General features: G+C 74.0%; 19 protein-coding genes and 1 pseudogene. 14 read left to right on the forward strand and 6 right to left on the reverse strand.

Features of this window, described 5'->3' with window-relative positions; genetic code table 11:
* Positions 1-856 precede the first annotated feature (856 nt).
* Both ACFWIC_RS10510 and ACFWIC_RS10515 read left to right on the forward strand, forming a co-directional pair.
* On the forward strand, positions 857-1,873 hold the full coding sequence (locus ACFWIC_RS10510; RefSeq protein WP_380517629.1) for an aldo/keto reductase: 1,017 nt from the start codon (positions 857-859) through the stop codon (positions 1,871-1,873).
* 162 nt (positions 1,874-2,035) lie between these two features.
* Positions 2,036-2,626, forward strand: coding sequence for a TetR family transcriptional regulator (locus ACFWIC_RS10515; RefSeq protein ID WP_380517632.1), 591 nt, complete (start codon positions 2,036-2,038; stop codon positions 2,624-2,626).
* A 52-nt stretch (positions 2,627-2,678) separates the two neighbouring features.
* On the opposite strand, the gene ACFWIC_RS10520 is transcribed toward ACFWIC_RS10515, so the two are convergent.
* The 3 genes and pseudogenes from ACFWIC_RS10520 to ACFWIC_RS10530 all read right to left on the reverse strand — a co-directional run bounded on the left by ACFWIC_RS10520 (position 2,679) and on the right by ACFWIC_RS10530 (position 3,948).
* Positions 2,679-3,086, reverse strand: a complete 408-nt coding sequence (locus tag ACFWIC_RS10520; RefSeq protein WP_329950460.1) for a VOC family protein — start codon at positions 3,084-3,086, stop codon at positions 2,679-2,681.
* Between the two features lie 230 nt (positions 3,087-3,316).
* On the reverse strand, positions 3,317-3,613 hold the full coding sequence (locus ACFWIC_RS10525) for a barstar family protein (protein WP_329880630.1): 297 nt from the start codon (positions 3,611-3,613) through the stop codon (positions 3,317-3,319).
* 69 nt (positions 3,614-3,682) lie between these two features.
* Positions 3,683-3,948, reverse strand: a pseudogene (locus tag ACFWIC_RS10530) (GlsB/YeaQ/YmgE family stress response membrane protein).
* Between the two features lie 140 nt (positions 3,949-4,088).
* Between ACFWIC_RS10530 and ACFWIC_RS10535 the strand changes: the two are divergent.
* Both ACFWIC_RS10535 and ACFWIC_RS10540 read left to right on the forward strand, forming a co-directional pair.
* Positions 4,089-5,339, forward strand: coding sequence for a glycosyltransferase (locus ACFWIC_RS10535; RefSeq protein ID WP_380517635.1), 1,251 nt, complete (start codon positions 4,089-4,091; stop codon positions 5,337-5,339).
* Positions 5,340-5,902: 563 nt separating this feature from the next.
* Positions 5,903-6,247 carry a hypothetical protein gene (locus ACFWIC_RS10540; RefSeq protein ID WP_329879537.1) on the forward strand — a complete coding sequence of 115 codons (345 nt, stop codon included), beginning with the start codon at positions 5,903-5,905 and terminating at the stop codon, positions 6,245-6,247.
* A 189-nt stretch (positions 6,248-6,436) separates the two neighbouring features.
* Here the strand turns inward: ACFWIC_RS10540 and ACFWIC_RS10545 are convergent, their stop codons facing one another.
* The 3 genes from ACFWIC_RS10545 to ACFWIC_RS10555 all read right to left on the reverse strand — a co-directional run bounded on the left by ACFWIC_RS10545 (position 6,437) and on the right by ACFWIC_RS10555 (position 9,844).
* Positions 6,437-7,453 carry a TIGR03842 family LLM class F420-dependent oxidoreductase gene (locus ACFWIC_RS10545; RefSeq protein WP_380358660.1) on the reverse strand — a complete coding sequence of 339 codons (1,017 nt, stop codon included), beginning with the start codon at positions 7,451-7,453 and terminating at the stop codon, positions 6,437-6,439.
* Between the two features lie 116 nt (positions 7,454-7,569).
* On the reverse strand, positions 7,570-8,985 hold the full coding sequence (gene hydA, locus ACFWIC_RS10550) for a dihydropyrimidinase (protein WP_355399700.1): 1,416 nt from the start codon (positions 8,983-8,985) through the stop codon (positions 7,570-7,572).
* Between the two features lie 16 nt (positions 8,986-9,001).
* Entirely contained in the window at positions 9,002-9,844 is an 843-nt protein-coding gene (locus ACFWIC_RS10555; RefSeq protein WP_380517640.1) for a nitrilase-related carbon-nitrogen hydrolase, read from the reverse strand.
* 480 nt (positions 9,845-10,324) lie between these two features.
* Between ACFWIC_RS10555 and ACFWIC_RS10560 the strand changes: the two genes are divergently transcribed.
* The 10 genes from ACFWIC_RS10560 to ACFWIC_RS10605 form a co-directional block, all read left to right on the forward strand.
* Positions 10,325-13,819, forward strand: coding sequence for a hypothetical protein (locus ACFWIC_RS10560; RefSeq protein WP_380517643.1), 3,495 nt, complete (start codon positions 10,325-10,327; stop codon positions 13,817-13,819).
* A gap of 47 nt (positions 13,820-13,866) precedes the next feature.
* The gene (locus ACFWIC_RS10565; protein ID WP_101948289.1) at positions 13,867-13,944 is read left to right on the forward strand and encodes a putative leader peptide; all 78 of its coding nucleotides are present in this window, start codon (positions 13,867-13,869) and stop codon (positions 13,942-13,944) included.
* Positions 13,945-14,134: 190 nt separating this feature from the next.
* Positions 14,135-14,857 (forward strand): cysteine dioxygenase, encoded by a 723-nt coding sequence (locus ACFWIC_RS10570; protein ID WP_380517646.1) that lies wholly within the window; start codon positions 14,135-14,137, stop codon positions 14,855-14,857.
* Entirely contained in the window at positions 14,851-15,237 is a 387-nt protein-coding gene (locus tag ACFWIC_RS10575) for a rhodanese-like domain-containing protein (RefSeq protein WP_329950453.1), read from the forward strand. The genes ACFWIC_RS10570 and ACFWIC_RS10575 overlap by 7 nt, the downstream gene beginning before the upstream one ends.
* A 326-nt stretch (positions 15,238-15,563) precedes the next feature.
* A complete protein-coding gene (locus ACFWIC_RS10580) occupies positions 15,564-16,748 on the forward strand; it encodes an ATP-binding cassette domain-containing protein (RefSeq protein WP_329950452.1) in 1,185 nt (394 codons plus the stop codon).
* A complete protein-coding gene (locus ACFWIC_RS10585) occupies positions 16,738-17,406 on the forward strand; it encodes an ABC transporter permease (RefSeq protein WP_329879529.1) in 669 nt (222 codons plus the stop codon). Before ACFWIC_RS10580 ends, ACFWIC_RS10585 begins: the two co-directional genes overlap by 11 nt.
* On the forward strand, positions 17,403-18,095 hold the full coding sequence (locus tag ACFWIC_RS10590) for an ABC transporter permease (protein WP_329879528.1): 693 nt from the start codon (positions 17,403-17,405) through the stop codon (positions 18,093-18,095). Before ACFWIC_RS10585 ends, ACFWIC_RS10590 begins: the two co-directional genes overlap by 4 nt.
* 188 nt (positions 18,096-18,283) lie before the next feature.
* Complete coding sequence (locus ACFWIC_RS10595) at positions 18,284-19,237, forward strand: ABC transporter substrate-binding protein (RefSeq protein WP_329879527.1); 954 nt, start codon at positions 18,284-18,286, stop codon at positions 19,235-19,237.
* Positions 19,238-19,550: 313 nt separating this feature from the next.
* Positions 19,551-20,207 (forward strand): hypothetical protein, encoded by a 657-nt coding sequence (locus ACFWIC_RS10600; protein WP_380517651.1) that lies wholly within the window; start codon positions 19,551-19,553, stop codon positions 20,205-20,207.
* Positions 20,208-20,900: 693 nt separating this feature from the next.
* On the forward strand, positions 20,901-22,142 hold a 1,242-nt coding region (locus ACFWIC_RS10605), incomplete at its 3' end, for a chitinase (RefSeq protein ID WP_380517654.1).

The following is a 22,142-nucleotide window of genomic DNA, read 5'->3' on the forward strand; positions in this document are numbered from 1 at the left end:
CCCCGGTCGTCCCGGGGCCCCCGGTGGACATCGGCATCGACCACGGCGGGCGCAGACACCTGCACCACCACAGAGAAGCCGAGATGTGAGCCTAGAAGAACCGTTCGGTTTCCTGCGAGGTGGCCCTGCTCCCAGAGTGCCGGGACGGGGCCCCACCCCGAACGTCCGACCGCGGAACGACAGTCGGCGCACGGCGTGCGGGCCTGACTCGACGCACGGACGCGGTCGCCGGATCGCGCCCACCTCCACCATGGACCCGACGCCGGGGTTCGGCAGCGCAAGACGCCAAGGCTCGTCTTTTCCAGGCCAGATGGGTGACACCGACTCGGCCGACAGTACTGGCCGACAGTGGTCGGGAACGCCCGGTACGAACGGATCAGGACGGAACGAACCAGGGTGAACCATGCTGAATCCCCCGGAGCGGAACCGGGCGACCGGTCGGACGGTCGGACGGTCGGACGGTCGGACGGTCGGACGGGGACCGAACGAACCGGGCGAGGGATCAGGACGGGGGCGGGAGGGGCGCCCGCCCACCGACCGGCCCGGGCACCCTCGGCCTCGATTCCATGACGGTGGATCAGCTCCGGGCCGACCCCTGCTTCCGCACAGGCCCCCACCCCCGCCCGTTCGTGTGCCACCCCGCCCACGTGCCGACGGAGGTGTCGGCGGAGCGTCCCGACGGAAGGTGCCGGGGCGGCGCCGAGCAGGGCGGCGACATCCGCTCGATGGTGGATCGAGCCGCCGATTGACAAATGACAGATGACAGATTTTGAATTCTGTCAGAACCCGTGCCATAGTCGAACCGGGCCACCCTCCCTCCGGCCCGTCCCCTCCCCCACCCCGCCAGGAGTCGCGCATGTCCGCCACCGCCCACCCGGTCCCCCGCCGCACGCTCGGCGCCACCGGACCCACCACCTCCGCCCTCGGCCTCGGCTGCATGGGCATGTCCGACCTCTACGGCCCGGCCGACGAGGCCGAGAGCATCGCCACCATCCACGCCGCGCTCGACGCCGGCATCACCCTGCTCGACACCGGCGACTTCTACGGCATGGGCCACAACGAACTGCTGATCCACGAGGCGCTGCGCGGCCGTGACCGCGAGGAGGTCCGGATCAGCGTGAAGTTCGGCGCCCAGCGCGGCCCGGACGGCCAGTGGCTCGGCTACGACGCCCGCCCCGCCGCCACCAAGACCGCCCTCGCCTACACCCTGCGCCGCCTGCGCACCGACCACATCGACGTCTACCGCCCGGCCCGGCTCGACCCGGCCGTGCCGGTCGAGGAGACCGTCGGCGCGATCGCCGACCTGGTCAAGGCCGGCTACGTCCGCCACATCGGCCTGTCCGAGGTCGGCGCCGACACCCTGCGCCGCGCCGCCGCCGTCCACCCGATCAGCGACCTTCAGATCGAGTACTCGCTGATCTCGCGCTCCGTCGAGGCCGAGATCCTGCCCACCGCCCGCGAGCTGGGCATCGGCGTCACCGCGTACGGAGTCCTGTCGCGCGGCCTGCTCAGCGGCCACTGGCAGAACGACCGCGCGCTGTCCGGCACCGACTTCCGCGGCCACAGCCCGCGCTTCCAGGGCGACAACCTGACCCACAACCTCCGGCTCGTCGAGGCGCTGCGCGCCGTGGCCGCCGAGCGGGGCGCCAGTGTCGCGCAGGTCGCGATCGCGTGGGTGGCCTCCCGCGGCGAGGACGTCGTCCCGCTGGTCGGCGCCCGCCGCCGGAACCGGCTCACCGAGGCGCTCGGCTCCCTGGACGTGACCCTCACCGGCGCCGATCTCGCGGCGATCGAGGCGGCGGTCCCCGCCGGGTCGGCCGCCGGGGACAGGTACGCTGCCGCCCAGATGGCCCATCTCGACAGCGAGCACTGAACCGCGGGGGCGCAGGCGTCCGCCGCGACCGCAGTACGCTGCCGGAAAAGGGCCGTCCGTACCCGCACCGCCCGCCGGTACGGGTACGGACACCCCCGTCAGCCCGACGCCCGCCCGCCACCCCGCGGGCGGACGCACCACCCGTAAGGACGTACCGCCCCCGTGGCCACGGACAGCGCACTCACCGCCGAGCAGATCCTGAGCGCGACGGAGGACGCCCTCAGGCGCTTCGGCCCGGCGAAGGCCACCGTCGTGGACGTGGCCCGCACCCTCGGGGTGAGCCACGGCAGCGTCTACCGGTTCTTCCCGAGCAAGGCGGCACTGCGCGAGGCCGTCACCCAGCGGTGGCTGGACCAGGCCCACCACGACCTGCAGTCCGTCGCCGCCGAGGCGGGCCCGGCCTCCGAGCGCCTGCACCGCTGGCTGGTGACGCTGTTCGCCGCCAAGAGGAAGAAGGCGCTCGACGACCCGCAGCTCTTCGCCACCTACATGACGCTGGTCGGCGAGAACAGCAGCACCGTCGAGGCCCACGTGGAGACGCTGATCCGCCAGATCGGCCAGATCGTCCGGGACGGCGTCGAGGCCGGGGAGCTCCGGGACTCCGGGACCGGTTCGACCGCGCGCGCGGTGTTCGAGGCGACCGCGCACTTCCACGACCCGGCGTACGCGGGCGAGTGGTCCGACCCGGCGGCCCAGGAACGGTTCGAGGCGCTCTGGGGGCTCGTCCTCGGCGGCCTGGCCGCCAAGCCCTGACGACAGCGGGCGCCCGGGCGCCCGTCGACCGTCCGGGGCAGCCCCGGCGCCGCTACTTCTCCGACTGCGTGATCCGCACCGTGTTGCCCGAGGGGTCGCGGAACGCGCAGTCGCGCGGGCCCCAGGCCTGGTCGACGGGCTCCTGGAGGACCTCGGCCCCGAAGGCCCGGACCTTCTCGAAGGTGGCGTCGAGGTCGTCGGTGCGGAAGACGAACATCGGCAGCACGCCCTTCGTCAGCAGCGCCTGGAGGGCGTCGCCGTCCGCCTGGGAGCGGCCGGCGTGCGGCTCCGAGAGCACGATCTCCAGGCCCGGCTGGGCGGCACTGCCGAGGGTGACCCAGCGGAAGTCGCCCGAGGCGACGTCGTTCCGCACCTCAAGACCGAGCGCGTCGCGGTAGAAGGCGAGCGAGTCGGTCAGGTCGTTGACGGTGATGTTGCAGTACTTCAGTGCGATGTCCATGCGAGTCACGCTAGGCGGCAGCCGGGTCACCCGCTTCTCGAATCCTGCTCGATCCGTAGGCCGGACCGTCGCCCGGTCCAACGCCCGGCCCGTCGCCCGGCCCGTCGCGCGGGTCTTCCGGGGTCATGGCACCAGGGTCCGAAGGCCCGGACAGCGGGGCCCCGAGCCGGAGGGCCCCGGAGCCGTCGGGGCGGCGGTCCGCCACCGCCGGGTCGAACGGGTCGGCCCGGTCAGTCCCGTGCATGCACGACGAGCCGGTTCCGCTCCCCGTCGAAGGTGGCGCCCAGGGCCCGGGCCTCGCGTCGGCCGCCCGCGAAGAGGCCCTGCCGGTCGACGTGGACGGTCAGGAGGTCGTGGTCGTCGATCACCTCGGAGATGCCCCGGGTGTCGATGGTGTCCGCCCAGGCGTCCAGGTTCCGGCCGAACCACACCGGCAGGCCGCACGGACCGGCGACCGCGTCCCAGAAATCGTCGAGGGAGTCGATCGGCCGGCCCCGCAGGTTGACGATCAACTCGCTGTGCGTCATCACAGCAGGGTAGCCCGACCCGGGCGGACCCGGGCGGACCCGGCGGCCGGCCCGGGAGGCACCCGGCGGTCAGTCCCTGGAGTGCCCGAAGAAGATCCGGTAGAGGAGCAGCAGCACCAGCGCGCCGCCGATCGCCGACGCCCAGGTCGCCAGGTCGAAGAACTGCGTCGTCACCGGCCGGTCCAGGAAGCGTGCGGAGATCCAGCCGCCGACGAACGAGCCGGCGACGCCGATCAGGGTGGTCACCACCAGGCCCCCGGGTCCCGCCCCGGCAGCAACAGCTTGGCCAGGGCTCCGGCCACCAGGCCCAGCACGATCCATGCAACGAAGCTCATGCGTCCTCCCGCCCTCATGTCGGCTCGGCGGCCCGCGCCGGCCGTCCTGCCCGGAGGGACGCCGCCGTGCGCCCCCGTGGTTCCGGTGCGCCGGGCGTGGCACCGGCCGCACCGCCCGGCACCACCGGGATACTTCCGCCATGCGCATCCTGATCGCCACCGCCGGCTCACGCGGCGACGTCGCCCCCTTCACCGGGCTCGGAGCGCGGCTGCACGCGGCCGGCCACCAAGTCGCCGTCGCCACCCACACCACCTTCGCGGACACGGTCCGGTCCGCCGGCCTGGAGTTCTGGCCGCTGCCCGTCGACCCGCGCGCCGAACTCGCCTCCGAACGGGGGCAGAACCTCCTCCGGACCGGCACCGGCCCGCTCGGCATCGTCCACCTCACGCGCCTTGCACGGTCGTTCATGCCGGGGCTCGGCGACGCCATCGCGGCGGCCACCTCGGCCGGCGCGGACCTGCTGCTCACCACCGGCACCACGGCCGCCCTCGGCCAGGTGGTCGCCGAGGCGGCCGGGATCCCCACCCTGACACTCCAGCTCCAACCCATGGCCCCGACCAGGGAGTTCGCCCCGGTGGTCACCGGGACCCGGTCGCTCGGCGCGGCCGGCAACCTGCTCGCCGGACACGCGGTCCAGGCCGCCGTCGACCACCTCTTCGCCCCGGCCGTACGCGGTCTCCGCCGCCAACTCGGCCTTCCCCAGCGGAGCGTGGCGCACGCGAGGAGCTCCCACTCGGTCCTGCACGGCTTCTCTCCGGTCGTCGTCCCGCGGCCCGCCGACTGGCGCCCCGGGCTCGCCGTCGCCGGGTACTGGTGGCCGCACACCGATCCCGGCTGGCAACCTCCGCAGCGGCTCCTCGACTTCCTCGCCGCCGGGCCTCCGCCCGTCTACGTGGGCTTCGGCAGCCTGGTCGTGCCCGACCCCGAACGCCTCACCCGGACGGTCCTCGCCGCACTGCGCGCCGCCCGGGTCCGCGCCGTCCTGCAGTCCGGCTGGAGCGGCCTCGTCACCGCCGACAGCGACGACGTCCTCACCATCGGCGACACCCCGCACGACTGGCTGTTCCCCCGCGTGGCCGCCACCGTCCACCACGCGGGCGCCGGCACCGCCGCCGCCACCCTCCGCGCCGGCACACCGACCGTCCCCGTCCCGGCCCAGCTCGACGCCCCGTTCTGGTCCACCCGCCTCACCCGCCTCGGCACCAGCCCCGGCCCCGTCCCCCTCCCCCAGCTCACCGCCGCCCGCCTCGCCACCGCGATCCGCCGGACCCTCGACACCCCCCACCACCGCAACTGCGCCCGGGCCCTCGCCACCGCCCTCACCGCCGAGGACGGCACCGCCAAGGTCCTCACCGCCATCGACCGCCTCACCGACTCCCACTCCCGGTAACCTGACGGCCGGATCCCGCCGACGGCCCAACTCGCCCCGAACGACCGAAATGACCGAACCCCAGCAACTTGCTCGAACCACCCACCACCCCTGACAACCCCCCAGCTCCCGAACTCTGCTCCCCGCACCTGCGGGGCTGTTCCCGACCCGGGCGGGGTGAAGGAGTTCCTCAAGAGCTGCTCCCCGCGCCTGCGGGGATGTTCCCTGCCAGCCCTCCGCCCTGCGCTTCCCCTCGACCTGCTCCCCGCGCCTGTGGGGGTGCCGCCTTCGCCGTCTGCCGGCGCCGTGCCGCCTTGGGCGCCGCGGGCCATGTGCGGGAGATCGCCCGCCTGTCCGGCCGGCCATGGAGAGTGGCGTACCGGCCATCCTCCTTACCCTTCCTTGCAAATGTTCATGCCAATCGACAGGCTGTACGTGTCCGTACGGCTGCCGTACCGACCGGTCACCGGCCCACCGCGGACGTCGTCAGTTGGCCCTACGTCCGGTCCGGCATCCCGGGGCCGGGACGGCGCGAACGGCACCAAGGCGCACCTGAACCGTCCGAGAAGAGATGAGGAAGAAGCATGCGCAAGATCGCGATGGCCATGACCGCCCTGTCGCTCGCCGTGGGAACGGGGATCGCCGCGGCCCCCGGCGCCGTGGCGGCGACGACGTGCCCGAGCGGGGCGGTCTGTATCCGCGAGTTCGGCGGAGACATCCTGAGCAAGAACATCTTCTACAGCTACGGCGCCCACAACCTCGACAACGTCACCGGGTACCACATACTCGCCAACAGCCAGACCGGCGGCGCGGGCTTCGAGCTCTGCCGGGGCTACAACGGCACGGACTGCTCGATCACGTACCGCACCACGGGTGACTACCCCTCGATCGACTTCACGCCGATCAACTCCATCCTCCTCGTGCCGTAGTCGGGCGTAGTGGGCCACCGGCCCGCGGCCGCTCGCCCGCCGGCCTGTGGTGCTCCGGCCGGTCTTCCCGATCCGTGGTCGACTGGCGGGAGACGGCTGGTGCTGCGGGCGGCCCGTTGGCGCGGTAGGCACCCTCCCCGCGCGCCTGCGAAGTGGGTTCCGGGGGGTGGTGGCGCCGGGGCGGCCTGGCTACGGCAGGCGCGGGATGAGGTCGGTCCCGTAGGCGTCGATGGTGGACTCGACGGCGTCGTGCATGGCGTAGATGGCGAACTGGTCGACGCCGAGGGAGCGGAGCTGTTCGAGGCGGGCGAGGTGGGCGTCGGGCGGGCCGATGAGACAGAACCGGTCGACGATCTCGTCGGGGACGAAGGCGGTGTCGGGGTTCCCGGCGCGGCCGTGGTGGCTGTAGTCGTAGCCCTGCCGGTCCTTGATGTAGGCGGTGAGGGCTTCGGGGACGAGGTCGGAGTGCTCGCCGTAGTGGGTGACGAGGTCGGCGACGTGGTTGCCGACCATGCCGCCGAACCAGCGGCACTGTTCGCGGGCGTGGGCGAGGGCGGCCGGCGAGTCGTCGGCGGTGACGTAGGCGGGCGCGGCGACGCAGACGGTCACCGCGTCGGGGTCGCGGCCCGCCTCGGTGGCGGCCCGGCGGACGGCCTTGACCATGTACTCGGTGAGGTAGGGGTCGGCGAGTTGGAGGATGAAGCCGTCGGCCTGGCGCCCCGTCAGGGCGAGGGCCTTGGGCCCGTAGGCGCCCATCCAGACCGGCAGGGCGGCGCCTTCGCCGACCCACGGCAGGTGCATCTCCGTGCCGTCGACCTCGGCGGTCCGGCCCTCGGCCAGCTCCTTGATGGCGTGCATGGCCTCGGACAGTCGGGCGAGGGTGGCGGGATGCCGGCCGGCGACCCGCATCGCGGAGTCGCCGCGCCCGATGCCGCAGACCGTGCGGTTGCCGTACATGTCGTTGAGGGTGGCGAAGAGGGAGGCGGTGACCTCCCAGGTCCGGGTGGAGGGGTTGGTGACCATCGAGCCGACGGTGAGCGTGCTGGTCTCGGCGAGGATGCGGCTGTAGATGACGAAGGGCTCCTGCCACAGGACGCAGGAGTCGAACGTCCATCCGTGACTGAAGCCGGCCCGCTCGGCGCGGACCATGCGGTCGACGAGCAGGCTGGCGGGCGGGTCGGTCTGCAGCACGAGGCCGATGTCCATGGCGGGCTCCGGAGGTCGGGAGGAGGGGGAACGGGAACCCGCCCGGGCCGTGACCCGGGCGGGCGGAGGGGCAAGGACGGCCGGAGGCCGGGGAGGTGGGCCCGGACGGGCGGGGCTCAGTCCAGGTACCGGCAGGTGTCCCGGCGCAGGAAGGTGCCGTGGCCGGCCCGCCCGAGCCAGGTGCCGTGGTCGAGGACGACCGTGCCCCGGGAGAGGACGGTGCGGGCGCGGCCGGTGAGCGTGCGCCCCTCGTACGCCGAGTAGTCGACGTTCATGTGGTGGCTCGCGGCGGAGACGGTCTGGACGGCGTTGGGGTCGTAGACGACCACGTCGGCGTCGGCACCGGGAGCGATGGTGCCCTTGCGCGGGTGCAGGCCGAACATCCGGGCGGGCGTGGTGCAGGCGATCTCGATCCAGCGGCGGCGGCTCAGTCGCCCGTCGACCACGGCCTGGTGGAGCAGGTCCATGCGGTTCTCCACGCCGGGCAGACCGTTGGGGATCTTCGAGAAGTCGCCGCGGCCGAGCTCCTTCTGCCCGGTGTAGCAGAACGGGCAGTGGTCGGTGGAGACCACCTGGAGGTCGTTGGTCCGCAGGCCGCGCCAGAGCGCCTCCTGGTGCTCCCGGGGGCGCAGCGGCGTGCTGCACACGTACTTGGCCCCCTCGAAGCCGTCGGCGCCCTCCTCGGCGAGGTTGTCCGTGGAGAGGAAGAGGTACTGGGGGCAGGTCTCGCCGAAGACGGGGAGGCCCTCGTCGCGGGCCCGGGCGAGTTCGGCGAGGGCGGAGGCCGCGGAGACGTGGACGACGTAGAGGGGGCTGCCGGCGACCTGGGCGAGCTTGATGGCGCGGTGGGTGGCCTCGGCCTCCAGGAGTTCGCGGCGGACCTCGCCGTGGTACCGGGGGGCGGTGCGGCCGGCGGCGAGGGCCTGTTCGACGAGGACGTCGATGGCGATGCCGTTCTCGGCGTGCATCATGATCAGCCCGCCGTTGGCGGCGCCGCGCTGCATGGCGCGCAGGATGCGGCCGTCGTCGCTGTAGAAGACGCCGGGGTAGGCCATGAACAGCTTGAAGGAGGTGGACTCGCCGGAGTCGACGAGGGCGTCCATCTCCTTGAGGACCGCGTCGTTGACGTCGGAGACGATGGTGTGGAAGGCGTAGTCGACGGCGCACGTGCCGTCGGCCTTGGCGTGCCAGGCGTCGAGACCTTCGCGGAGGCTGCCGCCGACGGGCTGGACGGCGAAGTCGACGATGGTCGTGGTGCCGCCCCAGGCGGCCGCGCGGGTGCCGGTCTCGAAGGTGTCGGAGGCGTGGGTCCCGCCGAACGGCAGTTCCATGTGGGTGTGGGCGTCGACGCCGCCCGGGATCACGTAGTGGCCGGCGGCGTCGATCAGGGTGTCGGCGGTCCAGGCGAGGGCGGCCTCGCTGCCGGTGGTGGCGAGGGCGACGATGCGCTCGCCCTCGATGAGGACGTCGGCGCGGAGTTCCTCGGTGGCGGTGATGACGAGGCCGCCGCGGATGACGGTGCGGGTGGTCATGGTGTGGTCGTCCCCCTCACGCCTCGGCCAGCGGCCCGTACGCGTCGGGGCGGCGGTCGCGGTAGAACGCCCACTGCTGCCGGACCTCCTCGATGAGGCCCATGTCGAGGTCGCGGACGACGAGTTCCTCCTCCTTGTCGGAGGCGACCTCGCCGACGAACCGTCCGCGCGGGTCGACGAAGTAGGAGGTCCCGTAGAAGTCGTTGTCGCCGTACTCCTCGGTGCCGACGCGGTTGATGGAGGCGACGAAGTACTCGTTGGCGACGGCGGCAGCGGGTTGTTCGAGCTGCCAGAGGTACGCGGAGAGGCCGCGGCTGGTGGCGGAGGGGTTGTAGACGATCTGCGCGCCGGCGAGTCCCAGGGCCCGCCAGCCCTCGGGGAAGTGGCGGTCGTAGCAGATGTAGACGCCGACCTTGCCGACGGCGGTGTCGAAGACGGGCCAGCCGACGTTGCCGGGCTTGAAGTAGTACTTCTCCCAGAAGCCCTTGACCTGCGGGATGTGGTGCTTGCGGTACTTGCCGAGGTAGCTGCCGTCGGCGTCGATCACCGCGGCGGTGTTGTAGTAGACGCCGGGCTGCTCCTCCTCGTAGACGGGGACGACGAGGACGAGGCCGAGTTCGCGGGCGAGTTCGGCCATCCGGCGGACGGTGGGTCCGTCGGGCACGGGCTCGGCCCAGCGGTAGTGCTCGGGTTCCTGGACCTGACAGAAGTACGGGGCGTTGAAGACCTCCTGGAAGCCGAGGATCTGCGCGCCCTGCGCGGCGGCCTCGCGGGCGTACCGCTCGTGGAGGGCGATCATGCTCTCCTGGTCGCCGGTCCACCGGGTCTGGACGAGGGCGGCACGGACGATCTGCGACATGGGTACCTCCGCAACTCCGCGGTCCGTCCGGGGGTCGGGCCTGCGGTCTGAGGGTTGACGGGGCGGTTCTGCCTGCGGCACCGCGGACGGCACCGCACTACGGGCCACGTGGAGCGCCGCGCACGGCTCCGCGCGCCGGCGCGTTCCGGCACGACCGTGCACGGTGTCTACGTGCGTAGAAAGTTGGTGCGTCGACCGTAGGCCCGGCCTCGGTCGCCTGACAATACGTCGGACGTAACGCGCCCGGGGCGATCCTGTTACGCGGACACGCGGGGTCTCGTAGATGGGATGAAACGGTCATCTACCCCGGCAGTGCTCGCCTTACTCATTCGGGTGAATCGTGTGCGAGGTGGTGCGGGTCCGGGCAAGAGGGTTGATGATGCTGCTCCGGTCCGTCGCCGGGCGGTCGCCGACGGTGAGCCACCGCCGGTCCCCGGCCCCGGCGTTCGGTCGTTCACGCGTGTGCAGGGGGAGGTGGACGTGACGGCTGTACCCGAGGAGGGCGGAGGCCCCGCGCACCCGGCCCGCTCGTACCCGGCGCCTCCGCACCCGGCGCGCCGACGCCCGGTACCGGCGTGGGCCGGAGTCCTGCTCGGGCTCGGCGTCCCGGTACCGGCCGCCCTCGGGTGGCTGCTCTTCGCGCGGTGGACGGCGGACGGCCAGGGCGCCCGGGACATCCGCCTCCAGCTGGCCGGCTCCCGCTCCGCCGCCGCGGCCGTGGTCGCCGACCGGGCCGCCGACTTCCGCGCGTCCCTGGACGCGGACCTCTGGCTGGTCTGCGGCTACTCGGTGACGCTGACGGCCGCCGGGATGCTCGGCGGATACGTGTTCACGCGGCCGCACTGGAGGCTGGTCGCGCTCGTCGCCGGCCTCGCGGGCGTGCTGGCGGGTGCCTGTGACCTCGCCGAGGACCTCCTGCTCGACGCCGGGCTGGGCGGGGGCGGTCCCGGACCGGCGGGCGGTGACACACCCTTCCTGGCGGCGGCCGCGTTCGCCACCGTGAAGTGGCTGCTGCTCCTGCCCGCGGGGGTGGTCGGCACGGTGGTCTGCTCCGCCACCGTCCACCGGGCCGCGCGCGGGGTGCTGCGGCGGCCTGCGGAGGAGACGGCCGGCGGGCCGAACGGCGGGCCGGACGGCGAGACGACCCACGGTCCGAACCGCGGGCCGAACGGCGGGACGAGCGTCGTACCGGAGGCCGGGTCGAGCGCCGTCCACGGCGACGAACCGGACGGCGGACCGGATCACGGACCCGACGGCGGACCCGACGCCGAACCGGACCGCGGACCGGAGCTGATCCCCCCGTGGCCGGTGGCGACGGCGCGGGGCGGACGGTGGCCACCCGGACCTCGGACCCACGGGCCGCTCACCCGACAGGCCCGCTGGCGCAACGCCGCCCGGGTCCCGCCCGGCCGCGAGCACGCCCCGCTCGGCTTCTGCGTCTCCGGCGGCGGCATCCGCTCGGCCTGCGTCACCCTCGGGGCCCTCCAGTCCCTGCGCCCGTGGCTGAAGCAAGCCCGCTACCTGGTCTCCGTCTCCGGCGGCGGCTACACGGTCGGCGCCATGCAGCTGGCGCTCAGCGACTCCGCGCCGGCCTGCCCCGTCCGGGCCGTCTCCGGTCTGACCGCCGACACCGTGCTGGAGCCCGGATCCCCCGAGGAGGACCACCTCCGACGCCACGCCAAGTACCTGGCGGACGGCGCGGGCGAGTGGCTGGTCGCCCTGGGCACGCTGCTGCGCGGCCTCGTCGCGGCGCTCGCCCTGCTGCTCGCCTCCGTCCTGGTGATCGGCCTGGGGCTGAGCCGCTTCTACCACCTCGTACCGCTCACCGACCTGGACGCCCTGGCCGCCGTCGGCCTGCACACCCAAGGCCCGGTCACCGGGGGCGGCGTCGGCGGGCCCGGGCTCGGCCCGCTCGCCCTCCGCGCCCCCGCCCTGCTCACCCTGGCCGGGCTGCTGACGGCGGCCGCCCTGGGCTGGCTGCTCTGGCTGCTGACCTTCTCCTGGCTCGGCTGGGACACCCTCCTGCCGCGCGTCCTGCGCCGGTTCTCGCAGGCCGCACTCGCCGTGGCGGCCCTGGTCACGCTCGGCGTCCTGGCCGTACCCGGGCTGGCCTGGGGCGCGGTCCGGCTGCAACAGGCGCTCGCCGTCGGCGCACGGCAGACCGGCGCCGGCATAAGCGCCACCGTGCTGCTCAGCTACCTGGCCCTGCTGCTCGGGATCCTCTGGCACGGCCGGCACGCCATCGAACAAGGGGCGGCGGTGCTCGGCGGGCTGGTCCGCGGCACCCGGCGGATCGGCGGCAGCCTCACCGGGCGGATCGCCGAGTACCTGGTGCTCTGGTCGGCGCTGGCCGCGCTCACCGCGGGCGCGCTGCTGGCGCTCGGCTGGGCGGTGGCCACCGGGCACGCCTGGCCGCCGGCCGCGCAGCTCCTGCTGCCCCTGGTCCTCGGCACCGTCGGCCTCAACCTCGACCAGACATGGATGGGCCTGCACCCCTTCTACCGTCGGCGCCTCGCCGCCGCGTTCGCCGTCCGCCGCTCGGTCGAGCGCGGTGACGGCGGCCAGGACGGTGCCGGTGCCAGTGCCAGTGCCAGTGCCAGTGACCGTGACGGCGGGGAGGTGCTCGCCCGGCCGTACCACTTCTTCCGCGAGCAGACCCGCCTCAGCCACTACGGCGCCCGGCACCCCGACTTCCCGCAGGTGATCTTCGCCGCGGCGGCCAACCTCTCCGGCAACGCGCGCACGCCGCCCGGCCGCCGGGCGGTCTCGTTCACCTTCTCGTCCGACTACGTGGGCGGACCGGACGTCGGGTACGCCCGCACCGACCTGCTGGAGCGACGCACCCGGCGGCACATCGGCCGGGACCTCACGGTGCAGTCCGCGATGGCCGTCTCCGGCGCGGCGTTCTCGTCCGCGATGGGCCGTCAGTCGCGCGGCTACCAGGGGCTGTTCGCGATCACCAACGCGCGGCTCGGGACCTGGCTGCCCAACCCGGCGGCGCTCGCCCCGCTCTGGGCCGCCGACCGGGACTGGCGGTACGCGCCGCAGCCCGCCGTCCGCCGGCTCCCCTACCAGCTGCGCGAGGTCTGCGGCCGGTACCCGATGGACGCGCGGTTCCTGCTCACCACCGACGGCGGCCACTACGAGAACCTCGGACTCGTCGAACTCCTGCGGCACGGCGTGCGGACGGCGGTCTGCATCGACGCCAGCGGCGACTCGACCTTCGCCGCCACCCTGGCGGCGGCGATCACCCTGGCCCGCGAGGAGCTGGGCATCACCATCACCCTCCGCGAACCGGACCTGCTGATCCCGGGCAGCGCCGGGACCGCGGGCGCCGCCGGGGACGGCCCCCACGGGAGCCCCTCCTCCGACGGGGCCGGGCACCCGCCACTGCGCGGCCTGGCGGCGCGGCTGGCCGACCGGCTCTCCGCCCGGGCGGTGGTCGTCGGTGACATCGAGTACCCGTGGCCGCTCGACCTGGACGACGGCCGCTCCGCGGACGGCGCCGATCCGTCGGCCGCCCGGCGGGGCACGCTGATCGTCGCCCAGGCCGCCCTCACCGCCGGCATGCCGTACGAGTTGCACGCGTACGCGATGACCGACGCGTCCTTCCCGAACGACAGCACCAGCGACCAGTGGTTCGACCACCGGCAGTTCGACGCCTACCAGACCCTCGGCCGGTACCTCGGCGAGCAGGCCGAACCCGCGGTGAAGGCGGCCCTGTCCGGCGCCGGGCCGAGAGCCACGTCCGGGACCCGGGCCGGTTCGGGCTCCGGAACCGGGACCGGGACCCCGGCCGGGACCGCCGCCGATACCGCTTCCGGGGCCGCCCCCGGCACCGGACCGGCGCCCCCGTCGGGGGCCGCGTCGGTTCCTCTGCCCGGGCCCGCTCCGGCGCCGGACGCCGAGGTGGCGGGCGGTCCGCCGACCGGTCCGCCCGCCCCGCCCGATCGGGCGCGCGGCCCGCGACCATGAGGGTGCTCGCTTGACTCGTGCCCGTTCCGTCGGGAAGGATCCGGCGCATGGACTCCGGCACCACTCTGGTCTGCCGCCTGCACGTCGATCTCCGACGCCAGGCGAGTTCCATCTGTGCCTGTTGACCCTGTCCTTCCCCGCCGGCCCCTCCCTGTGACCCTCCCCAGGACCCGCGCCGCGCACCCGCTCTCCTGACGCGCCTCCCCGTGTGACCCGCCTCCGGCCGCCCCGTCGGCCCGGCGCACCGCACCCGGGCACGGCCGTACCGCCGCCGCACGGCACCACCCAGCGCCCGCCTTCCCCGAGGACACCCACATGAGCCTGGACCTCGCCACCGACACGCTCGCCTCCGCCGTATCCGTCGCATCCGCCGCCGCCACCTCGGCTGCGGCGTCCCCTGCCACCGCCTCCCCGGCCGCGTCCGTCCCCGGCGCCCCCGTTCCCGGCACGTCCGCCCCCGGCGCCCCCGTCACCGGCGCCTCCACCGCCGGCGCCGACGCTCCCGGCGGCAGCGCGGCCGGGAGAGCGACCGGCACGGCGGCCCCGACCGGGTCCGGCACCGTCGTCACCGAGGAGGGCCGGGTACCGCTCACCCCGAGCGCGCTGCGGGCCGTCGTCCGCGAGCTGGCCGAGCAGCCCGACCAGTGGATCCACCACGTCCGGCTCTCCACCGAGGAGCGCTGGTACCGGCGGCTGGTCGCCGACGACGACCACGAGGTCTGGCTGATCAGCTGGCTGCCCGGCCAGTCGACCGGGTTCCACGACCACGGCGGCTCGCGCGGCGCGTTCACCGTGGCGCTGGGCGAGCTGGAGGAGCTGTCGCTCGGCGGCCCGGAGCAGGGCCTGCTGATCCGCCGGATCCAGTCCGGAACCACCCGCGCGTTCGGGCCCGAGTACGTGCACGACGTCCGCAACACCGCGTCCGGACCGGCGGTCACGCTGCACGCGTACTCGCCGCCGCTCAGCTCCATGGCGCACTACGAACTGCGGGCCGGCGGCCTGGTCCGCACCTCCGAGGAAGGACCCGAACAGTGGTGACCACGATCGACGACCTGGTGGCGCGCTCCCGTGAGGGGGTCCACCGGCCGGGGGCCGAGGAGGCCTACCGGGCCCAGCTGGACGGCGCCCTGCTGGTGGACATCCGGCCGGCGGCGCAGCGGGCGGCCGAGGGGGAGATCCCGGGCTCGCTGATCATCGAGCGGAACGTGTTGGAGTGGCGGCTCGACCCGACGGGCAGTCACCGGATCCCGGAGGCCGCGGGACACGACGTGGCGGTGGTCGTGGTCTGCTCGGAGGGGTACGCGTCGAGCCTGGCGGCCGCCTCGCTGCGCGAGCTGGGTCTGCACCGGGCGACCGACCTCGACGGCGGTTTCGTCGGGTGGGCCGCCGCCGGACTGCCGACGCGTCAGGGCGGCTGATCCCGCGCCAGGACCGTGAAACCGGCGCCGCAGGACGCCGCCGATCCGCCGGCCTCGACGCCGCTGGATCGTCCGCCGTCCTGCGGCGGCCGGGAAATCAGGGACAGGAGGTTCATGAGGTCATAGGCTGATCGGAGTTTCAGCCGGTTCGATACTGGGCAGCCACGCGGGCGGAGGAACGCCCGGGCAGACGACGACGTCACACGCCGCAGTTTGTCGACAAAACGCCACCGACCCGACCGTCCGTCACTCTCCCACCGCCTATCGACCGACCTACACCACCATCGGCGCCGCCACCGGGGGCCGCCGAGACGAGGAAACTCCCCGTGATCAGATTCGACGGCGCGGGCAAGCGCCACCCCGACGGCACCATCGCCGTCGAGGGCCTCGACCTCGACGTCCCCACCGGGCGCACGACCGTGCTGGTCGGCCCGTCCGGCTGCGGCAAGACGACCCTGCTGCGCATGGTCAACCGCATGGTCGAGCCGACCTCGGGGCGGGTCCTGCTGGACGGGGACGACGTCGCCCGCCTGGACCCGGCCAAACTGCGGCGCGGCATCGGGTACGTGATCCAGCAAGCCGGGCTGTTCCCGCACCGGCGGGTGATCGACAACATCGCGACGGTCCCCTACCTGCTCGGCTGGGACCGGAAGAAGGCCCGCGCCAGGGCGGCCGAGCTGCTCGACCTGGTCGGGCTCGCGCCCGAGACCGCCAAGCGGTACCCGTTCCAGCTCTCCGGTGGCCAGCAGCAGCGGGTCGGCGTCGCCCGGGCGCTGGCCGCCGACCCGCCGGTCCTGCTGATGGACGAACCGTTCAGCGCCGTCGACCCGGTGGTGCGGGCCGGGCTCCAGGAGGAACTGCTGCGGCTCCAGTCCGAGCTCCACAAGACCGTCCTGTTCGTCACCCACGACATCGAGGAGGCCGTCCGGCTCGGCGACCAGGTCGTGGTGCTGCGCGAGCAGGGCCGGATCGCCCAGCTCGCCGACCCGCACACGCTGCTCACCGCGCCCGCCGACGAGGACGTCGCCGCGTTCCTCGGCCGTGACCGGGGCCTGCGCGGGCTCGGCCTGCGCTCCGCACGCACCGTCGCCGTGCACCCGGTCCACGACGGGCCGAGGTACGGCGGCTGGGAGCTGGCGCTGGACGACGAGCGCCGGCCGATCGGCTGGATAGACCGGGACGCGGCCTCCGCCGTCCTGCACCCGGCGCCCGGGTTCCACCCCGAGGCCGACACCCTGCGCGGCGCACTGGACGCCGCCGTGCTGTCCCCCTCCGGGGTCGCGGTCGCACTGGACGCCGACGGCCGGGCCACCGGCACGGCGGACCGGGAGGCCGTCCTGGCCGCGCTCGCCGGGGCGCCGACGGTGACGGTCGGACGATCCGCCGGGCCCGGCGGGCCGGACGTGGCCACGCGCGCCGGCGGCACCGGAGCAGGCGAGGCACGAGCGGGCGAGGCCGGCGCCGGAACCGGGACCGGAAGCGACGCGGACGGAGCCGGCGGTGGACGATGAACCGATCATCCGCTGGTACTGGATCGGCGACCATCTCGGCTACCTCGGCGACCTGCTGGCCGACCACGCCGTCATCGCGCTGCTCCCGGTGCTGATCGGCCTGCTGCTGGCGATCCCGCTCGGCCTCGCCTGCACCCGCTTCCCCCGCCTGTACCAGCCGCTCGCCGCCGTCTTCAACATCGTCTACGCCCTGCCCTCGCTGGCCGTCTTCGTGGTGCTCATCCCCTACACCGGGCTGGCCACCCAGGCCACCGTGATGATCCCGCTCACCTTCTACGCGGTCGCCGTCCTGCTGCCGACCACCGTGGACGGCCTGCGCGCCGTCCCGGACGCGGTCCGGCAGGCGGCCACCGCCATGGGCTACGGGCCGTGGCACCGGCTGGCCGCCGTCGAGCTGCCCGCCTCCGTGCCGTACCTGGTGGCCGGCCTGCGGGTCGCCGCGGTCTCCAGCATCTCGCTCGCCTCGGTCGGCGCCCTGGTCGGCCGCGGCGGGCTCGGCTACCTCTTCATCGACGGGTTCCAGCGCACCTTCCCGACGCCGATCGTGGCCGGCATCGTACTGATCGCCGCACTCGCCCTGGCCGTGGACCTCGTGCTCGTCGGCGCCCGCCGCGTGCTCGCGCCCTGGGCCGTCCGGGAGAAGGGGGCGGGCCGGTGAACTGGCTCAGCTGGCTGGGGGACTTCTTCTCCGCCCCGGACCGCCGGAGCGGTCCGAACGCGATCGTCCACCGGATCGCCGAACACCTGCTGCTCTCCGGCGAGGCGCTGCTGTACGCCGCGGTGCTGGCCGTCCCGCTCGGACTGCTGATCGGCTACACCGGACGGGGCGTCACCGTGGTCACCGCGATGGCCGGCGCCGCCCGCGCCCTGCCGACGCTCGGGCTGGTGACGCTGGCGGTGCTGCTGGCAGGGGTCGGCGACACCGCCGTCCTGTTCCCGCTCGTCGCGCTGGCCGCGCCGCCCCTGCTGGTCGCGGCGGTCGAGGGGGTGCGCGGCACCGACCCGGACGTCCGGGACGCGGCGCGGGGCGTCGGGCTGACGCACCCGCAGGTGCTGTGGCAGGTCTGCCTGCCGTCCTCCCTCCCCACCCTGCTGGCCGGCTTCCGGACGGCGACCGTCCAGGTCATCGCGACCGCGACGGTGGCCGCCTACGTCGGGCTCGGCGGGCTCGGCCGGTACGTCATCGACGGCCTGGCCACCCGGGACTTCGCGATGACGATCGGCGGCGCGCTGCTGGTCGTGCTGCTCGCCGTCGCCGCCCAGTTGTTCTTCGCCCTGCTCGCCCGGTACGCGCTGCCTCCCGGCCTGCGCGCACAGCAGCGGGCCGCGTCGCGGCAGCCGTCGTGACGCCGGACGGCCACCGGAGCGCCCGGGAGGACCGGGCCCTCCGGGCGGTCCGTGCCGCCCGGGGCGCGCCGCGACAGCTCCGCGTTCCGGCCGCCCCGGGCCTCCCGGGGCGGCCGGAGCCCCCACGTCCTCAGACTCCCGACGCACCTGACACCCGACACGTACATCCCGAAAGGACCCGTATCACCATGTCGACATCCGTGCCGCGCAGAGCAACCGGCCACCGGGCCGCCGCCCTCGCCGCCCTGGCCGCACTCGCCCTCACCGCCACCGCCTGCGGCTCCTCCGGCGGCGACCCGCTGGCCGCCGCACCCTCGACGGCCGGCGGCTCCGCCGCGACGGGCGCGGGGTCCGGCGGCACGGTGGTGGTCGGCTCGGCCAACTTCCCCGAGAACGTGCTGCTCGGCTCGATCTACTCGCAGGCGCTCAAGGCCAAGGGCGTCAAGGTCGAGGAGAAGTTCAACATCGGCAGCCGCGAGGTGCTCTACGGGCAGCTGCAGAACGGCAGCCTGACCGTCCTGCCCGAGTACAACGGCGCCCTGCTCGCCTACCTCGGCGGCAAGACGGCCGAGCCCACCAAGGACGCGGTCAACGCCGAGCTGGCGAAGACGCTGCCGGCCTCGCTGGCGATCCTCGACTCCTCCCCCGCCGAGGACAAGGACACCCTGAGCGTCAGCCAGGAGAGCGCCGACAAGTACGGCCTCAAGAGCATCGCCGACCTGGCCGGAAAGGCGGGCGAGTTCACCATCGGCGGCCCGCCGGAGTTCAAGTCGCGCCAGGAGCAGCCGCTCAAGGACGTCTACGGGCTGACCTTCAAGGAGTGGAAGCCCACCGGCGAGACCACCGCCAACGCCGTGAAGGACGGGTCGATCCAGGTCGGCAACGTCTTCTCCACCGACCCGAAGATCGCCCAGCTGAAGCTCGTCGCGCTCACCGACCCGAAGAACCTGTTCGGTGCGCAGAACGTCACCCCGCTGGTCAACAAGGCGAAGGTGGACGCGACGTCGTCGGCCGCGCTCAACGCGGTGTCGGCCAAGCTGGACACGGCCGGCCTGCTGGCGCTGATGAAGAAGGTCGCGATCGACAAGGAGGACCCGTCGGCGGTGGCCAAGGACTGGCTGAAGAGCAACGGGCTCGGCTGACACCGCGTCGCGCGGGGCCGGTCGGGAGGACGGCCCCGCGCGCGGGCGGATCACCCTTGCGCGGACACCTCCGGGGCGGACACCCGGCGCGGACCTCTCGCGGCCGGACCGCGCCCGCCGCCCTGCCACCCCCAGCCGTCCCCCGTCGCCCCCAGCCGTCCCTCGCCGTCGAGCGCCGATCGGAGGACCGCCCGGAGCCGTCCGGAGCTCCACCCGGAGCCGCCGGGTGACCACCGCCCGACCGGGCCGGTGACCTGGATCTCCGGTTCGGCAGATCTTCCCCTGAGCGGCGCGGACATGACAGTGTGACGACATGCGCACTCGTCTCCTCGCCGCCACCCTCACGGCATTCGCCGCGGTGAGCCTCGCCGCCTGCTCCGGCTCGGAGTCCGGCACCGCCGCGGCCGGCGCCTCCGCATCCGGCACCCCCGCCACGTCCACCGGCGACACCCCGACCGCCACCGCGTCCGCCCCGGCCCCGACCGCCACCGGCGCGACCACCGGCGGGGGCACGTCCGGAGCCCCGACCGGGTCCGCGACCGGCGCCCCGCCCACCCCGGCGGCCACCCCGGACGCTCCGGGCGCCACCGCGCCCGGCGCGACCGCCGCTCCCGCCCCGAGCTCCCCCGGCGCCGCCGACTCCCCGGGGGCCCCGGCCTCCGCACCGCCCAAGCCGGCCCCGCCCACGGACGCGGGCCTGCCGAGCAAGCCGGCCGCCGACGTCTCCGCCCAACTGGTCGCCGCGCTGGACGCGATCGACCCGGCGATCGTGGGCGGCAAGCCGGAGCAGGCCGTCGACAGGGCTCGCGCCCAGTGCCAGTCGATGTACCAGTTCCCCAAGGACAGGGCCAAGCTGGTCGAGCTCGCCGACCAGCGGTTCACCACACCCGACCGTCCTCAGGGTTTCGGCGCCGAGAAGGCGGAGAAGATCCTCGACGCACTGCGCTCCACCCTCTGCCCGCCGGCCTGAGCCGGTCCGGCAGACCCTGGACGGCCCGGTGTCCTGAGCGCCGGGCCGCCGTGGCCGCGCGCGTCGACCAGCGCGCGGCCACGGCACCCGCATGCCCGGCGCCCGCACGCCCGCCGTCAGCGGGCGGCCTGCGCCACCGCCTGTGCGTCCGGCGCCGGCGCGCCCGGACGACGGACGGGGCCGCAGAGCGCCGGCCGTGAACCGCACCCGGCGCCGCCGCCCACCGCCGCGCCGGCCGTTGCCGTGACCACACCGGCGGACGGCGGCACGAACCACCCGGCCCACCGCCGGCCCCGGCCCGCCGGCAGGCCGGATCACGGCCACGAGGTGGGCGCACATGCTCCGCCGACGAACTGTTAGGAGTCTTGACAGACGAGTGGTCTAGTCCAACCATAAGCATGTCGATCCGACCGGGATGCACTGTGGGGGTGTGACCACCGGCGGCTGAGGCACTGCCATGCCCTGCCATGCTCCACCCCCAGACCCGCTGCGGCGTCCGCGCGTTCGCGCACCGCCGGCCGTCCGTGCCGCGTGTCCACGGGGTGCGCATGCCCGCTCCGCCGCCCCCGCCGCACGGTTCGCATCTCCCGCTCCACAGTGCCCCGCTCCACGGCCCCCACCGTTCGACCGTTCCGCCGCGAAACTCCGCACACTTCACCAACGTCCGGCCCCACCAAGTCTGTTGGAGAACCAATGCGTCTACGCAGAACGATTCAGGCCGCCCTGACGGCCTGTGTCACCCTGGCCGCCTCGGCCGGAATCGTCGCCGCCGGGGCGACCACCGCGGGAGCGGCCCCCACGGCAGCGACCACCTCGTCGGTCTCCGCCTCGGCCGCCGCCACCCCGCTGCCCACCCGGGTGTTCGCCCCCTACTTCGAGGCCTGGACCGGCGAGAGCCCGGCCGCCCTGGCCGCCCAGTCCGGTGCCAAGCACCTGACGATGGCGTTCCTGCAGACCGCGACCAAGGGCTCGTGCACGCCGTACTGGAACGGCGACACCTCGCTGCCGGTCGCCCAGTCCTCGTTCGGCGCCGACATCGCCACCATCCGCGCCAACGGCGGCGACGTCATCCCGTCCTTCGGCGGCTACACCGCCGACACCACCGGCACCGAGCTGGCCGACAGCTGCACCGACGTCAACCAGATCGCCGCCGCGTACCAGAAGCTGATCACCACGTACGAGATCAGCCGGATCGACCTCGACATCGAGGTCGACTCGCTGGACAACACCGCGGGCATCGACCGCCGCAACAAGGCGATCAAGGTGGTGCAGGACTGGGCCGCCGCCAACGGCCGGCAGATCCAGTTCTCCTACACCCTGCCGACCACGCCGACCGGCCTGGCCGCCAGCGGCCTCGCGGTGCTGCGGAACGCGGTCACCAACAACGCCCGGATCGACGTCGTCAACCTGATGACCTTCGACTACTACGACAACGCCCAGCACGACATGGCCGCCGACACCCAGACCGCGGCGACCGGCCTCTACAACCAGCTGGCCCGGCTGTACCCGACCAAGACGCCCGCCCAGCTGTGGGGCTCCATCGGCGTCACCGAGATGATCGGCGTCGACGACTTCGGTCCGGCCGAGACCTTCACGCTCGCCAACGCGACCACCGTCTACAACTGGGCGGTCTCGAAGGGCATCAACACCCTGTCGTTCTGGGCGCTGCAGCGCGACAACGGCAGCTGCCCGGGCGCCACCGCCCGTGACAACTGCTCCGGGATCAGCCAGAACACCTGGGACTTCACCAAGATCTTCAAGGCGTTCACCAGCAACACCCAGCCGACGAACGACTTCTCGGTCGGCGTGAGCCCCGACTCGGGTTCGGTGGTGGCCGGTTCGTCGACCAGCGCGAACATCACCACCGCCGTCACCACCGGTTCGGCGCAGAGCGTCAGCCTCACCGTCTCGGGTGCCCCGGCCGGCGTCAACGCC

It is taken from the genome of Kitasatospora sp. NPDC127035 (genome assembly GCF_042726075.1).
Lineage (GTDB): Bacteria > Actinomycetota > Actinomycetes > Streptomycetales > Streptomycetaceae > Kitasatospora.

Bases quoted from the DNA above. Each gene is read 5' to 3' on its own strand.
- ACFWIC_RS10555 (WP_380517640.1), bottom strand. From the start codon at position 9,844: ATGTCGCAGATCGTCCGTGCCGCCCTCGTCCAGACCCGGTGGACCGGC.
- ACFWIC_RS10525 (WP_329880630.1), bottom strand. From the start codon at position 3,613: ATGACGCACAGCGAGTTGATCGTCAACCTGCGGGGCCGGCCGATCGAC.
- ACFWIC_RS10540 (WP_329879537.1), top strand. From the start codon at position 5,903: ATGCGCAAGATCGCGATGGCCATGACCGCCCTGTCGCTCGCCGTGGGA.
- ACFWIC_RS10565 (WP_101948289.1), top strand. From the start codon at position 13,867: ATGGACTCCGGCACCACTCTGGTCTGCCGCCTGCACGTCGATCTCCGA.
- hydA (WP_355399700.1), bottom strand. From the start codon at position 8,985: ATGACCACCCGCACCGTCATCCGCGGCGGCCTCGTCATCACCGCCACC.
- ACFWIC_RS10545 (WP_380358660.1), bottom strand. From the start codon at position 7,453: ATGGACATCGGCCTCGTGCTGCAGACCGACCCGCCCGCCAGCCTGCTC.
- ACFWIC_RS10510 (WP_380517629.1), top strand. From the start codon at position 857: ATGTCCGCCACCGCCCACCCGGTCCCCCGCCGCACGCTCGGCGCCACC.
- ACFWIC_RS10595 (WP_329879527.1), top strand. From the start codon at position 18,284: ATGTCGACATCCGTGCCGCGCAGAGCAACCGGCCACCGGGCCGCCGCC.
- ACFWIC_RS10520 (WP_329950460.1), bottom strand. From the start codon at position 3,086: ATGGACATCGCACTGAAGTACTGCAACATCACCGTCAACGACCTGACC.
- ACFWIC_RS10600 (WP_380517651.1), top strand. From the start codon at position 19,551: ATGCGCACTCGTCTCCTCGCCGCCACCCTCACGGCATTCGCCGCGGTG.
- ACFWIC_RS10535 (WP_380517635.1), top strand. From the start codon at position 4,089: ATGCGCATCCTGATCGCCACCGCCGGCTCACGCGGCGACGTCGCCCCC.
- ACFWIC_RS10570 (WP_380517646.1), top strand. From the start codon at position 14,135: ATGAGCCTGGACCTCGCCACCGACACGCTCGCCTCCGCCGTATCCGTC.